The organism is Micromonospora fiedleri (assembly GCF_016774385.1).
Lineage (GTDB): Bacteria > Actinomycetota > Actinomycetes > Mycobacteriales > Micromonosporaceae > Micromonospora > Micromonospora gifhornensis.
Window position 1 is genome coordinate 17,753 of record NZ_JAETXL010000020.1, and the last position, 13,774, is coordinate 31,526.

12 protein-coding genes and 1 pseudogene are annotated in these 13,774 nt (G+C 69.5%); 11 read left to right on the forward strand and 2 right to left on the reverse strand.

Annotated features, from left to right (window positions below):
• Nucleotides 1-421: 421 nt before the first annotated feature.
• Nucleotides 422-1,141: pseudogene (locus JMF97_RS29935) on the forward strand (transposase).
• Here the strand turns inward: JMF97_RS29935 and JMF97_RS29940 are convergent.
• Both JMF97_RS29940 and JMF97_RS29945 read right to left on the reverse strand, forming a co-directional pair.
• A complete protein-coding gene (locus tag JMF97_RS29940) occupies nt 1,107-2,006 on the reverse strand; it encodes a ribokinase (protein WP_203224581.1) in 900 nt (299 codons plus the stop codon). The pseudogene JMF97_RS29935 and the gene JMF97_RS29940 overlap by 35 nt on opposite strands.
• Nucleotides 2,003-3,646, reverse strand: coding sequence for an NsdA family TPR-like regulatory protein (locus tag JMF97_RS29945; protein ID WP_203224582.1), 1,644 nt, complete (start codon nt 3,644-3,646; stop codon nt 2,003-2,005). Before JMF97_RS29945 ends, JMF97_RS29940 begins: the two co-directional genes overlap by 4 nt.
• A gap of 563 nt (nt 3,647-4,209) precedes the next feature.
• Between JMF97_RS29945 and JMF97_RS29950 the strand changes: the two genes are divergently transcribed.
• The 10 genes from JMF97_RS29950 to JMF97_RS29995 all read left to right on the forward strand — a co-directional run bounded on the left by JMF97_RS29950 (nt 4,210) and on the right by JMF97_RS29995 (nt 13,738).
• Entirely contained in the window at nt 4,210-5,406 is a 1,197-nt protein-coding gene (locus JMF97_RS29950; RefSeq protein WP_203224583.1) for an FAD-binding oxidoreductase, read from the forward strand.
• Between the two features lies 1 nt (nt 5,407).
• Nucleotides 5,408-6,121 carry an N-acetyltransferase gene (locus JMF97_RS29955; protein WP_238360427.1) on the forward strand — a complete coding sequence of 238 codons (714 nt, stop codon included), beginning with the start codon at nt 5,408-5,410 and terminating at the stop codon, nt 6,119-6,121.
• A gap of 95 nt (nt 6,122-6,216) precedes the next feature.
• Nucleotides 6,217-6,603, forward strand: a complete 387-nt coding sequence (locus JMF97_RS29960) for a hypothetical protein (RefSeq protein WP_203224584.1) — start codon at nt 6,217-6,219, stop codon at nt 6,601-6,603.
• Complete coding sequence (locus tag JMF97_RS29965) at nt 6,600-8,054, forward strand: APC family permease (RefSeq protein ID WP_203224585.1); 1,455 nt, start codon at nt 6,600-6,602, stop codon at nt 8,052-8,054. Before JMF97_RS29960 ends, JMF97_RS29965 begins: the two co-directional genes overlap by 4 nt.
• A gap of 464 nt (nt 8,055-8,518) precedes the next feature.
• On the forward strand, nt 8,519-9,118 hold the full coding sequence (locus JMF97_RS29970) for a hypothetical protein (RefSeq protein ID WP_238360428.1): 600 nt from the start codon (nt 8,519-8,521) through the stop codon (nt 9,116-9,118).
• Nucleotides 9,115-10,299, forward strand: coding sequence for a histidine decarboxylase (locus JMF97_RS29975; protein ID WP_307817141.1), 1,185 nt, complete (start codon nt 9,115-9,117; stop codon nt 10,297-10,299). Before JMF97_RS29970 ends, JMF97_RS29975 begins: the two co-directional genes overlap by 4 nt.
• A gap of 4 nt (nt 10,300-10,303) precedes the next feature.
• Nucleotides 10,304-11,440 (forward strand): class II histone deacetylase, encoded by a 1,137-nt coding sequence (locus JMF97_RS29980; RefSeq protein ID WP_203224586.1) that lies wholly within the window; start codon nt 10,304-10,306, stop codon nt 11,438-11,440.
• Nucleotides 11,441-11,510: 70 nt separating this feature from the next.
• Nucleotides 11,511-12,260, forward strand: a complete 750-nt coding sequence (locus tag JMF97_RS29985) for a class I SAM-dependent methyltransferase (RefSeq protein ID WP_203224587.1) — start codon at nt 11,511-11,513, stop codon at nt 12,258-12,260.
• 29 nt (nt 12,261-12,289) lie between these two features.
• The gene (locus tag JMF97_RS29990; RefSeq protein ID WP_203224605.1) at nt 12,290-12,871 is read left to right on the forward strand and encodes a lanthionine synthetase LanC family protein; all 582 of its coding nucleotides are present in this window, start codon (nt 12,290-12,292) and stop codon (nt 12,869-12,871) included.
• A gap of 15 nt (nt 12,872-12,886) precedes the next feature.
• Nucleotides 12,887-13,738 carry a thiopeptide-type bacteriocin biosynthesis protein gene (locus JMF97_RS29995; RefSeq protein WP_203224588.1) on the forward strand — a complete coding sequence of 284 codons (852 nt, stop codon included), beginning with the start codon at nt 12,887-12,889 and terminating at the stop codon, nt 13,736-13,738.
• The last annotated feature ends 36 nt before the right edge of the window (nt 13,739-13,774 follow it).

The following is a 13,774-nucleotide window of genomic DNA, read 5'->3' on the forward strand; positions in this document are numbered from 1 at the left end:
ACAGGCCTCCGGTGCGCTGGCGACGGCGCAGCAGAAGTTGTCGTGCCGCCGAGCCGAGCGAGTGCTCCTCAGACACGGCCGACTCTACGCGCAAGCACTTTGTCCTTGTTGCTGGACGCACGGCTCGAACTGCCGCGTCCCGCTCACCTTCGAGAGCGACAAATTCAATGCGGACAACATTCTTTGTCCGCATTTCCGGTATCGACGACTCCATTCGAATCGAGCGACCATTCGGAGCGCGAAGCAATTCGAGCGGCCCAACATTGGACGTTTTGCTGCCGCCGACACGAGCTCTTCGGAAGGGTGCAATGCAGCTACCAGATGAATTGACACGCTCCGGCTATCGTCAGGAGTTAGGGTGTGTCTCGGGTGGCGGTCGGGTGGCCTGGGATGGTAGGTCCCCTCTACTGTGGACGTGCGGTTGATCCGGCAGTTAGTGCCTGACGAGTTGTGGAACCTGGCCGGTCTGTTGTTGATCCCGCCACCGCCTCGACGTCGGCAGGGCGGAGGTACACCGCCGATCGACGCGCGGGCGGCGTTCGCCCACGATCGTGTACGTACTGACCACCGGTTGTGCGTGGCGGCACCTACCGCTCGGGTTCGGTGTGTCCAGAGCCACCGCGCATCGCCGCTTTACGGCGTGGACGGGCGCCGGCTTGTGGCGGCGGCTGCAGGTCGCCGCGTTGAACCAGCTCGGCGCGCAAGGGCTGGTCGACTGGTCCCCTGCCGCCGCCGCAAACGCGCGGGCGAAGGGGGTCACTCTGACCGGTCCAAAGCCATCCTCCCAACCGCTCCCGACGCGGCCCCCGCCGACGACGCCCGGACAAGCTGCACGCCGACAAAGGCTACGACTACCCCCACCCACGGCGCATGCTCCGCCAGCAGTGCATCTGACCCCCGCATCGCCCGACGCGGCATCGAATCCCCGAACCTTCTCGGCCGGCACCGCTGGGTCATCGAACGGACCTTCACCTGGTTCACCGGCTACCACCGGCTGACCATCCGCTTCGAGCGCTCGGCCAGCCTCTACTGCGCGTTCGTCACCCTCGCCGCCGCCCTCACCTGCCACAGGCGCTACCTCAAACTCACCACCCGGAGAGACGCTCTTATGAGGTCTCGCGAGCCGGTGTGTGGGCGCTGATGTGTTGGACGGTGTGAGAGCCGGTGCGGACGGCGGTGGTGATGGCGTCGTGTAGTGGGGTGTTGCGGGCAAGGTCGAGGGCGAGGCTGCCGAGGAAGGCGTCGCCGGCTCCGGTGGTGTCGATGGCTTGGACGGTGGGCGCGGGTACGGTGCCGGTTCCGTGGGGATGGGAGTAGGCGGCGCCGTGCTGGCCTACGGTGACGATGACGGCAGGAGGGCCGAGGCGTCGGAGTGCGACTGCGGCGTTCACGGGATCATCAGTGGTGGTTCGGAGGATGGCGGCGGCTTCGTGCTGGTTGACCACGAGGATGTCGAGGCGCTGTAGAAGAGCGGGGTCGAGGTGGGGGTGGGGAACGAGGTTGCCGATGAGGATCGGTGCGCGGCGGTGGCTCAGCAGCGTGGTTACGGGTTCGGGTGGCAGGTCGAGTTGGACGACCACTGCTTGCGTGGTGAGGCCGGCGGTGGCGTGGTTGATGTCGTCGGTGGTGAGCTCGGTGGCGGGTGAGAGGGCGAGGGTGATGTAGCTTTCGCCGTCGGGGGTGACCTCGATGATGGCCGCGCCGGTGCTGGCGCCGGGGATCAGTCGGATGTGGCGGGTGTCGACGCCAGCGCCGGACAGGGTTGTGGTGATGTGGTGGCCCCAGGCGTCGGCGCCGACGTTGGCGATCAGCGCGGCCTGTCCGCCGTGGCGGGCGGCGGCAATGGCCTGATTGAGGCTCTTGCCGCCGGCGCTGACGGTCAAGGGGGAGCCTTTGGCGGTGCGGCCTGGGCGGGCGCGGTGGGGAACCTGGATGGTCAGGTCGATGTTGGCCCGGCCGATGAAAGTGACGTCGACGCGGTGAGCGGGATTGCGGGTGTCGGTCATGCCGTCGGCGGGGATGTGGTCAGCGCGGCCTGGAAGCGTTGCACAGCGGGCTCGGTGGAGAAGGCCGTGAGCTGGTGGCTGACCGCCTTGATCTGACGGTGGGTTCGCGTCGACCCGGTGAGGCGGGCAAGGTTGAGCGCGGCGAGGGCAGCGTCGGCGGCCTGCTCGGGTTCATTGGCGGCGGCGTGGGCGGCGGCGGCACGTGCAAGGTAGCGGCCCCGCTCGCGTTGGTACGATTCCGGCCACTCTTTGAGGGCCCGGTTGAAGCAGCGGATGGCGGTACGGGGGTGGCCCAGCCGAAGCCAGCCGTCGCCTTCCTGCGCGCTGACGTACGCGGTGGTACAGAACGAGCCGAGGCCGTGGGCATCCGCACCTGTCGTGGCGGCGAGGTGTTGGGCATCGTCGACGGCGGTTCGGAAACCGGTGGTGTCGCCGTCGACAGCGTGGCCGTGTGCGCGTTGCACCGCTGCGAAAGCCCGAACCTGCTCCCGGCTGCTGCCGGCACGTTCGGCGGCGTGTGCGAGGCCGAGGACCCGGTCCTGGTCAGCGGCGTCGGCGGCCCGTTGCGCCATACGGGCGAACACGTAGGCGGTGAACTCGACGTCTCCGGCTTCCTGGGCCATCGCCAACGCTTGGGCGAGCCACCAGGCACCGGCGTCACGATCGCCTAGGTCGTCGCTGAGCCAGCCGGCGAACTCCGCCCACCGTGCTTCGGTGCTCAACAGCGCGTCATGCAAAGCGCCTCGGGCAGCTCGGCGGTAGCCGGCGATATGGTCAAGCTGTTGCCGGGCAGTCGGTAAGACGGCAGCCGCTCCCACCCGGTTGTCCGACTCCACCAGCACTGACCGCAGCACTGCGAAATGTTCCACGACGGCCGGATCTACCTCAGTCGATCGCGCAGCCACCCGATCGGCGCCCGTCAGTGACGCCACCACACCTGTGGGCAGCACCTGTAGGAGGACGCGGCGGCTGACGTGGCCATGCCGCTCTTGTCCGTCTGCCTCAGCCATCACGATATCCGCCTCGTTTGCGAATCTATCGCGCCTATCGGGATCCCGTGCAGCAGTATTCGCTGCGGTGAACGCGGTGGTGACCGCTGCCATGCTCCCGACTCGCAGATATCGCTGGTGATCGGAGGTCAGGCGACCGTCGGTGCGTCGTGGGTTGTAGAGACCGAGTCCGGCGTCGGTGTCGGCGCCGAGAACGTGCCGCAGGCCGGCCCGGCGTTGTTCGCTGGGCCAGCGGTGCTCCCCGCGTTCCAGTTTGCCGACCCAGCGGTGGTCGACGTAGTGAGCGGTGAGGTTCCGGCCCGGGTAGAGCTGGTCCAGGGCGGCGTTGACGGCGTCGGCCAACTCGGCGCGGGACATGCGCTGCCCAGGCCGCCGGGGCGACGGCAGCCCGGCGCGTCTCTCGGCGAGGACAGTGTTCGGCACGATCATCGTCTCGGGATGACGAGGCACGGGCACCCCCTCCCAGTCGACCAGACAGGACTCAGGGCGGCGTGTGGGCCGCGCCGCCGGCGCCAGCCGAAGCGCAACCTTGTTGCGTCGTCCATTGCTGCCATGGTGGTGGCGGGCAAACCGAAGGTCAAGAAATTCCGGTGCGGCGTGGCGTCTGCGGAGTAGTTGACGATCCCGCATGCCTCGACCATTCACGTCAGGGCGTGACGCTTGGAGTGCCTGTTCCACCCCTTCGCGTCGAACCAGCCAAAGGCGCACTACTTGCAAAACGAATCTCCAGGAAGGCGTGTCATGCACGGGGGGGTCCGCTGGCGCCGCCACGATTTCCAGGTCAGGTGCCGGTCGGACCGCAAGTCGGTGCGTGAGGTCGGACCGGAGGTCGGCATTCCCAGCTCCGCGGCGTTGCGTGATCGTTGACTTGCAGCGAGCTATTCGTCAATGCCGCAGGTATAGGAGGGGTGAATACGCCGGATGAAGTGGTTCCTCCCGGCCGACGACCGGCCGTTCAATCCTCTCGGCTTTCCGTTATCGGGCAGCACAGCCGTCGCGACGTCCCTCGGAGGTCGTGCGGACGGTCCGACACCGACCCACGCAACCCGCAGCATCGATCTCTTCGAGGTGCAGACCAGCGGCCCTACCGTGCCGGCCTTGCGCCCCGGTCGTCCGGCCTCCAGCTTCCTCGGCTGCCCGGCCCGCCCGGGCTCTGGCCGAAAGAGGCCGTCGTCGCAGGAGCCGACCGGCTGATGAACGATCCAGCACAGTCGCTTGCGGGGGCCCTCGCCGCACACGACCGCGCCGCCGATCAATTCTGGGCGTTCATGGAGGACCGGAGCGTGCGCTTCCTCCCGCACCAGGTTGCGCCGATGTTCTTCTCCACGCTGGGGCAGCTGGTTGCTGGCAGAGATGCTGCAGCCGGCCGGCGTGCGGGGTTGGCGGCGTTGGGTCGGATGCATCAGCGTTTCGGCCTGTACCCGTATCACGGCACAGTGGTGGCAGCGGCGATGGTGGACACGGTGCGCCGGTTCGCAGGTGACTGCTGGGAGCCGGAGCTGCACGGTGTCTGGGAGCGGGGCTGCCGCCGGATCCTCCGGTTGGCCGAGCGGGCGGCGGGCGTGTTGGGTGACGGCCCGCATGTCACGGTCGGCGAGGTCGAGGCCTGTGAGGCGGCGGCCGATGGCGTGGCGGTGTTGACGGTCCGCCCGGCACGGCGGCTGCGGTACCGACCCGGTCAAGCACTGCCGGTGTGTACGCCGCGTGTGCCGGGCGTATGGCGCTGGTACTCGCCGGCGAACGCCCCTCGTCCGGACGGGACGGTGGAGTTCCACGTCCGTGCGGTGGCGGGAGGTCCGGTGTCGCCGGTGCTGGTCGAGCGGGTCGCGCCGGGGGAGTTGGTGTGGTTGGGGCCGGCGTGTGATGTCGGGTTGTCGTTGGAGGCGTCCGGTGATGCTGACCTGTTGCTGGTAGCCGGCGGTACGGGTCTTGCCCCGTTGCGGGCGTTGGTGGAGCAGGTCGCGTCGGCGCCGGCCGCGCGGCTGGTGACGTTGGTGGTGGGGTCGCGCACGCTGCTGGACCTGTATGACGCGGTGGCGCTCGACAAGCTCGCTTCGGCGCATCGTGACTGGCTGACGGTGGTGTTGGCCTTCTCGCACGACCGTGATGTCGAGCCGGCTGCTCAGGGGGACGTGCTCACGGCGGCGTTGTCCCACTACCGGGCGGGTCAGGCGGTCTACGTCTGTGGCCCACCGCAGCTGATCGAGGCGGCGCGGCGTCGCCTGCCTGCGGCCGGGGTCGCTGTCGACAGCCTGCACGTGGCCGCCACCTTCCAGCGGACACCCGGTTCGGCGGCGTGGGGGAGTCGCCAGCGGTCCGCGCCGTCGTGTGGGTCGGAGCGGGACGACGACGCCGAGCGTGACGGCGTCAATCAAGTTTCGGGGAGCTGAGATGCGGCTGATGGAATCCGGTGTCCGTCGCGCGACCGGCGATGATGCGGCCGTCCTGTCCAGGGTGCTGGCGGACGCGCTGCTGAGTCAGCGGTTGGGTGCCTGGCTGGTACCGGATGCGGCCGAACGCCCGGCGGTGTTGCGGCGGTACGCGCGGTTCGTCGTGGCGCAGGGGTTGGCACACGGCCAGGTCGACACGACTGACGACCATGCCGCCGTCGCGATCTGGTACTCGCGGCCGGCGACACCACCGGCGTCCGCGGTGTGGATGTACGACCTGCATCGGCTGCTCGGCGCGCATGCGACCCGGATCGGTCTGCTGCACGCGTACGTCGACGCGGTGCACCCGCACACGGCGCATCACTACCTCGCGCATCTGGCGGTCGCCGCCGACCGTCGGCAGGCCGCGGTAGGGAGCGCGTTGTTGGCCGGCTACCACCGGTCCCTGGACGTGGTGGGGCTGCCGGCGTACGCGGAGGTGAGTACGGACCGTCCTCGGGATGGCCTGCTGGCCCGGCTCGGTTACGTGCCGCGGTCGCCGATCCTGCTGGAGCCCGGTGGTCCGGTGCTGTGGCGAATGTGGCGACCACCAGCCCGCGCCGGACGACCCGGCGACGCCACGGGTGACGAGTTGCCAGCTCGGGTCCGTGCCGAGCGCACGGCGATTCCGTTTCGCGGCGCGCTGCTGCTGACGGCGTCACCGCGTTCGCCCTGAGCGGCGCGGCTCTGACATCACGTTGATCACCTGCTGGCGTTTCGTCGGTCAGCAGGCCACCTCGTCATACCCAACTTCTGGAGGAGGACTTTCTCATGCTGACCACAGCCACCGATCCCGTCACCACAGCCGCCCCACGACGGCGCAACGTGGGGCAGTGGTTGGCCACACGGCTGGGCTTGGCGCGTCCCGCTGGTGCCGTCCCGGACGCGGGAGCCGGGACGTCGACCGAGTTCGTGTGGGGTTACGCGATCCGGCGCGAGTGGCGCAACGGCAGCCACGACCTGTTCGGGTTCACGCCCGACAAGGACGTGGCCGAACGGTGCCTCGCCCGCGACCAGAGCTACTGGCATTCCGGCCCGGTGCGGCCGGTGGCGGTGTACCTGGTGCCGGTCAACGCCGCCGCCGTGGATCGGCATCCGGTGGACGGCTGCCGCAGCTCGTCGTGCCCGGACGCCGCTGAGCGGGGTGAGGGGCGATGACGGCGGGGGTGCAGGTGGCGTTGGCGCGTCGCACGGTCACGCCGTTCGGGTTGTGGGTCTTCGGATCGCAGGCGTCGGCGCCGGTGGTGGTGCTGGTCGGTGGTATTCCGGCGATCTACGCGACCACCGGTGTGACGGCGTTGCCGTTGACGTACGTGCTGGTGGCGGCTGCGGTGGCGTTGCTGGCGGTGGGGTACACGGCGATGGCGCGTCAGGTCGGGCATCCGGCCGCCTACTACGGCATCCTCGCCCGTGGTCTGGGGCGTGGCTGGGGTGTGGCTGGCGGTTTCGTCGCTCTGGTGGCATACAACGCGATCGGGATCAGTCTGTACGGGCTGCTCGGTGCCACTGTGGCTGCCCATCTCGGTGGGGTGTGGTGGGTGTGGGCGGGTATCGCCCTCGCGGCCGTGGGTGCGTTCGGTCGCGCGCCGATCGTCCGGTCGACTGTGGTGCTGTCCGCTGTGCTGGTGGTGTCGTTGCTGATCGTGGCCGCGTTCGTGTTGGCCGCTCTGGGCCAGCCGCCGGCGGGTGGGGTGTCCTGGGATGGCTTCGACGCGTCGGGGTTGCTGGTTGGCGGCCTTGGTGGGGCGGTGGCCTTCTGCGTGGCATCGGTGATGGGCGTCGATGCTTCGGGCAGCTTTGTCGAGGAGGCTGTCGACCGGCGTTCGGTGGGCCGGGCCACGATCGGTGGGGTGCTCGTGCTCGGCGGGGTGTATGCGGTGGCGGCGTGGGCGATGGGCGTGGCGGTCGGTCCTGCGTTCGTGGGGGAGATGGCTGCGGCGGACGGCGATCTGCCGTTCACGATTCTGGGTCGGGTCGGTAGCTGGTTGGTGGTCGTCGCGGGGGTGACGCTGCTGTTCGGGATCGGCAGCTCGAAGCTGTCTTTCCATTCGGTGATCGCTCGGTACGTGTTCGCGATGGCGCGCGAGGGGGTGCTGCCGGCAAGGCTCGCGGGTGCCGAGGGTGGGGCGCGAGTCAGCGCGCCGCGCGGCGGGTCGCTGACGCAGACGGTCATCGCCGTGGTGGTGGTGGCCGGGTTCGCGGCGGCCGGCGCCGACCCGATTGGGCAGATGTTCACCTGGCTGTCGACGTTGGGTGCGATGGGGCTGTTGTGCCTGCTGCTGGCCGCGTCGCTGGCCGCGCTGCGCGCTCCGGCCGAGGTGCAGGGTGAGCGGGCCGGCGTGTGGGAGTGGAAGGTCGCGCCCGTGCTGGGTTTGCTCGCCGGAGCGGCGGTGCTTGCCGCGATGGTGTTCAACGTCGGGAGCTTGCTCGGTGCCGCGCCGGGATCGGTGGTCCCGCTGCTGCTGCCCGCGATCATTATCGCTGCTGCGGTCATCGGCGGGATGTGGGCCGGGCACCTGCGGCAGTCCCGGCCGGAGGTCTACGCCGCAATCGGCCGTGGTACCCCGCAGCCGAACGCTGTGCCCGACGCCATCAACGTCTCGATCTGACAAGGGCCGTGATGATGACGCATGCGCAACGATCCGCCGGCCGCCAGAACGGCCCTGTCGACCCTGTGCATCCCGGCTGGAGCCAGGGGCACATCGGGGTGCCCCGATCCGCCGAGCATCGACCGCCGCCCGGCTACGGGCCGGCACCCGGTTATGGGCCGCCGTCTGACTACGGGCCGCCGCCCGGCTATGGGCCACCACCCGAGCCCGGCTACGGACCTCCTGCTGGCGCCTACCGGCGTCTACCGGAGCCCCCGCCCGAGCCGCCCGCACCTGAGCCCGTCGCGTCGGCACCATCCGCAGCGGCCGGAGAGCCGGAGGTCGAGGCGCCTCGCCGCGACGATCGCTGGTGGGCGGATCTGCGTCAGCAGGTGGTGTACCGGTGCACGCGCTTCAACTCCGGCCACATCCATGCGGCCGACGAACGGTACGGGACGCGGGAAGCCCTCGGCCCACACGGGGTGATGCTGTTCTTCACCTCCGACGCGCCGACGGAACCCCAGGGCTTCCGGCTTCACACGGCGTTTCGGCTGTTCCTGGCGGCTCCCGAGTCGAACGATCTCCGCGCGCTGTTGGCGGACCTGGCCGGCATCGTCAAGGGCAACATCGCCCATGCGAAGGCGCTGCGGCGCTCGTGGCATCCGCTCGGTCCGGAGCGGTCGATGGTCAACGGCGGAGACATGACCCTCCCGCCGGACGCGACCTATGCCGGTGCGGGTGTGAGCACCCTGGACTCCGACGACGGCTCCTGGTACCAGCTCGCGCAAACCCTCCGCAATCCGTCCGGCGGCTACAGGAGGTCGGCCTTCGACCTCAAGGGCCGCTGCTACGTGCTGCTGACCGACGACACCGCCATACAGGTCGATCGGGACCCACACGCCCGCAGCGGCAACTCGGGCGTGCGCAGCAGCCGGCCCCTCGAACCGAACTGGAACCCGCACTGGCATAACCCGCACAAGAACCTCACCGAGCAGGGCGACTACGCCATCCGCGAGGTGTGGCGGCAGCTCGCCAGCCTGCACGGCGCCCTGAAGCATCATCTGTGCGAGGAGCCGGCGGCGTGACGCCCACCCCGATCCTCGACCTGGCCGTCGCCGCGGACCTCAGCCGCGAGGACATCGACGTCACCGCCGTCCTCGACCACCTCGTTCAGGACGCCGCTGCCACCGCGCCGACCAGCATCGGCTACCCCGGTGCCGTCGACCTCGACCACACCGCAGTCATGACCCGTCTCGGTAGCCGCCTGTGGAACAACATCGGCGACCCTTCCGACCGAGGCGGGGTGGCGCACACGCGGGTGCTGGAACAGGCCGTGATCGCCTGGGTCGCCGAGCTGCTCGCCATGCCCGCCGACGACCGGTGGGGCTACGTCACCACCGGCGGCACCGAAGGCAACCTCTCCGCACTGCTCGCCGCGTACCGGCGGTGGCCGACCGCGCGGATCTTCTTCTCCGAGGCCGCCCACTACTCGATCCCGAAGATCGTGGGCATGCTCGGCGCCTACCAGGCGGTCGTGCGGGCGCACCCGGACGGGGAGATGGACTACGACCACCTCGCCGAGCTGATCCGGAGGCGCCGGCGGTGGCCGGCGATCGTGGTCGCCACCGCCGGCACCACCATGACCGAGGCCGTGGACGACACCTCCCGCATCCGTGCGATCCTCGCCGAGCACGGCATGGTCGGGCACCTGCACGTCGACGCGGCGTTGTCGGGGATCCCGCTCGCTCTCGACGGGAAGCTGCGCCTCGATGATGCCGGCGGCATCGGCAGCATCGCCATCAGCGGCCACAAGTTCCTCGGTGTGCCGACCCCGTGCGGGGTGGTCCTCATCCGCGACAGCGTCCGCAACCCGGCCAAGCAGCCGATCGCCTACACCAACAGCGTCGACACCACCGTCACCGGCTCCCGCTGCGGCCTGGCCGCCGCCCTGCTCTGGCACGCCATCGCCACCCACGGCCGCGAAGGACACCGCTGGCGTGCCACCGAGGCCCGTCGCGTCGCCGCGTACGCCGTCGAGAAGATCCGCGCGGCCGGCTGGAGAGCGTGGCGGTACCCCCACGCCTTCACCGTCGTACTGCCCACCCCGCCCGAGCCGGTACGCGCGAGGTGGCTGCTGGCCACCGACGGACCGGTCAGCCACCTCATCTGCATGCCCGGCATCACCAAAGGCCAGATCGACGCCCTCGCCGCCGACCTGACAGGCGCTGTCAGGGCACCGATCCCTCGGCCCCGCTCACGGAGGTGAAACCATGCCCACCGGCTACGTCTACCACCCGCTGTTCGCATGGCACGACACCGGCACCAGCGCCGGCCTGCGTCCCGCGGACCCGTTAGCAGGCGTTCAACCCGGCAAGCACGTCGAAGCCGCCGACGCCAAACGACGCACCCACGAGCTGATCCACGCCTGCGGCCTGCTCCACAAACTCGTCGTCATCGAGCCCCGCGAAGCCACCATGACCGAACTTTTGCGGGTTCACACCGGCGACCACGTGCAGCGCATCAAGGAACAGAGCGAGCGCAGCGGCGGAGACGCCGGCGACGGCTTCAGCCCGGTAGGCCGCGGCAGCTACGACATCGCCCGACTTGCCGCCGGTGGCCTGGTCGAACTCGTCACCGCAGTCGCGAAAGGTGAGCTCACCCGGGGATACGCCCTGACACGGCCACCCGGCCACCACGCCACGGCGGACTCCGGCCAGGGTTTCTGCCTGTTCAACTCCCTCGCGGTCGCCGCCAGGCACGCCCAAGCCGAACTCGGCCTGCCGCGGATCGCGATCGTGGACTGGGACGCCCATCACGGCAACGGCACCCAGTCGATCTTCTACACCGATCCGACCGTGCTCACCATCTCCCTGCACCAAGCCTTGTCCTACCCGCCCAACTCGGGCTGGATCCACGAACACGGTGTACGCGACGGCACCGGGTACGCCCTCAACGTGCCACTACCCGCCGGCAGCGGGCACGCCGCCTACCTCAAGGCCATGCGCCAAGTCGTCATCCCGGCCCTCGACCGGTTCAAGCCCGACCTGATCCTGCTCGCGGCCGGCTTCGACGCGAACGCCTGGGACCCCATGGCCCGGCAGGTCCTCACCGCCGACAGCTACCGCACCATGACCCGACTCCTCGTCGACGCGGCCGACCGGCTCTGCCACGGACGCCTCGTCGCCACTCACGAGGGCGGCTACAACCCCTGGTACGTGCCGTTCTGCGTCCTGGCGTTCCTGGAAGAACTGTCCGGTCACACCACCGGAATCCCGGACCCCTACGCCGACGTCGCCGCCGAGTACGCCGCCGAACCCCTCCTGCACCACCAAGACGACGTGATCCAAGAGGCCACCGAGTTCCTCAAACTCATCCGCCCGCCCACCACCGCCACTACCAGCAACTGACAAGCACCTCAGACGCCACCGGCACCGATGCCGGCGGCATCACCAACACCGCCGACAGCAGGAGGAACGCATGACCACCACGCCGCTGCCCGCCCACACCGCGCCCCCACTCCTCGACCCGATCTTCCTCACCGACCTCGACCGGCTCGACATCAGAACCAACCAGCGGATCCTGGAAATCGGTGCCGGTACCGGCAATATCACCGCCCGCCTGGCCCAACTCGTCGGCCGCTACGGCTCAGTCACCGCAGTCGACACCGACACCAGCCAGCTCACTCCCACCAGCGTCATCGACCCCGCCGCACGGGACCTCGACCGAGAGATGCTGCCCGGCAAGCTGGACAGCTACGACCACATCATCGCCCGCTGGCCCCACCCACTACGTGACCCCATCGACGTGGTGGAGCAGATGATCGCCCGGCTGCGGCCGGGCGGCTGGCTCGTCCTCGCCGACTTCACACCCACCCCGCCGCGGATCCACCGAGCCCCCGACAACGAAGACGCCACCCTCATCCACGCCGTCATGCAGCAGCTCCACACCACCATCACCAACCGTGACGGCGGCACCTGGACGGCTGACCCCGAAACCCTCCTCCTGAACAACGGCATGGTGCAGTACTGCGTCCACACCACCACCGAAACCTGGACCGGAGGCGGCCCCGGAGGCCGCCTCGTCACCGGCGTCGTCACACACCGACGGCCCCACCTCACCGGCATCACCGACGCGGACGCCGACCGGTTCGCCGCGCTCATGGCCGACCCCACGGTGCTCCTGAGTTCCTACGAACGCCGGTTCATCCATGCCCGCAAGGGCAACTAAGACCAGGGCGGCATTGAGATGCCCACGGCATCAGCGCAGTCATCGCCCTGCTCGCCTACGCCATCCTCCACGGTTACGACACCCCCGCAGCCCGCACCGCCCTCACCGCCCTGTGCGACTGGACCGACAACCACCGCCACGACGACCCTGCCGGAACCTGGTGGCCCGGCTACGTCACCCCCGACGCCACCCCACGACGACACCGGCCCTCCTGGTGCTACGGAACCCCCGGCATCGCCCGCGCCCAACAACTCGCCGGTCTCGCCCTACATGACGAGGCCCGCCACGAGCAGGCGGAGACAGCGCTGCTCGCCGTACTGTCCGACGAAAGCCAGCGTGACCGGCTTCCTGACATCGGTCTGTGCCATAGCAAAGCCGGACTCCTCCAATCCGCCTACCGCATGGCCACCGGCAGCACCAACCCGCACCGCTCGGCCCAGCTCACCGCCCAGCTTCCCGGCCTCGCCACCGAGCTTTCCAGCCAGCTCGCCACCGACACCTGCGGCGATCCGGAGCTGATGAACGGTGCCGCCGGAGCCGCACTCGCCGTCCACACCGCCACCACCGGCAGGCCGGCCACCGGCTGGGACGCCTTCCTCGCCCTCACCTAACCGAGGAGAGCACTGATGACAGCACCCGAATGGCGACAAACCACGATCACCTTCCCTGACCCCCATGCCGCAGAACAGACAGCCAGCAGGCATCTCGCGCCGATCCTGGCCAAAGCCGAAGCCCGCCACCTCATCACCACCTGGTTCTACGTACGCAAAGACAACTGGCGGCTGCGCTACCTCCCCACCGACACCACGACCAACGCCGACCGCTACCTGACCAGCGAGCTGGAACGGCTCACGCACGACCGCCATATCCGCGCCGCCGTCCCCGGCATCTACGAACCCGAAACCCACGCCTTCGGCGGCCCTGAGGCTATGGACATCGCCCACCGGCTCTGGCACCACGACAGCCGCCGCCTACTTGCCCGTAGCACCGCCCAGCTAGCCGCCCACCAACGCGAGCTATCGATCATGCTCACCGCAGCGATGATGCGAGCGGCGGGCCTCGACTGGTACGAACAAGGCGACGTGTGGGCACGCGTCGCGGACCATCGGGCCTCACCCCCGCCCGCGCTCATCGACGCCCAGCAGCAGTCCTTACAGCGACTCTTCACCGTGGACCCGGCGAGCCTGACCCGCGAGGGGACGCCGATGGCCGCCGCCGGCACGTGGTTCGAGGCGCATACCGCCGCAGGCGACACCCTCAACCGGCTCAACCAAACCGGACGGTTGCGGCGCGGTCTCCGCGCGGTATTCGCTCACCATGTGATCTTCGCCTGGAACCGCCGCAGCATTCCCGGCCTCCATCAAGCGGCCCTCGCCCCTGTCGCCAAAACCATCATCTTCGGCCCGGACCCGGCACCGCGCGTTCCCACACCGGGTGGTGACTCATGGACCCGGCAGTTGCCGGCAGGTTCCCGTTGATCGCCCGGCCCCGGCCCGCCTGCACGCCCCTGGCCC

Bases quoted from the DNA above. Each gene is read 5' to 3' on its own strand.
- JMF97_RS29945 (WP_203224582.1), bottom strand. From the start codon at position 3,646: ATGCGGGATCGTCAACTACTCCGCAGACGCCACGCCGCACCGGAATTT.
- JMF97_RS29970 (WP_238360428.1), top strand. From the start codon at position 8,519: ATGCTGTTCTTCACCTCCGACGCGCCGACGGAACCCCAGGGCTTCCGG.
- JMF97_RS29980 (WP_203224586.1), top strand. From the start codon at position 10,304: ATGCCCACCGGCTACGTCTACCACCCGCTGTTCGCATGGCACGACACC.
- JMF97_RS29950 (WP_203224583.1), top strand. From the start codon at position 4,210: ATGAACGATCCAGCACAGTCGCTTGCGGGGGCCCTCGCCGCACACGAC.
- JMF97_RS29960 (WP_203224584.1), top strand. From the start codon at position 6,217: ATGCTGACCACAGCCACCGATCCCGTCACCACAGCCGCCCCACGACGG.
- JMF97_RS29965 (WP_203224585.1), top strand. From the start codon at position 6,600: ATGACGGCGGGGGTGCAGGTGGCGTTGGCGCGTCGCACGGTCACGCCG.
- JMF97_RS29955 (WP_238360427.1), top strand. From the start codon at position 5,408: ATGCGGCTGATGGAATCCGGTGTCCGTCGCGCGACCGGCGATGATGCG.
- JMF97_RS29995 (WP_203224588.1), top strand. From the start codon at position 12,887: ATGACAGCACCCGAATGGCGACAAACCACGATCACCTTCCCTGACCCC.
- JMF97_RS29985 (WP_203224587.1), top strand. From the start codon at position 11,511: ATGACCACCACGCCGCTGCCCGCCCACACCGCGCCCCCACTCCTCGAC.
- JMF97_RS29940 (WP_203224581.1), bottom strand. From the start codon at position 2,006: ATGACCGACACCCGCAATCCCGCTCACCGCGTCGACGTCACTTTCATC.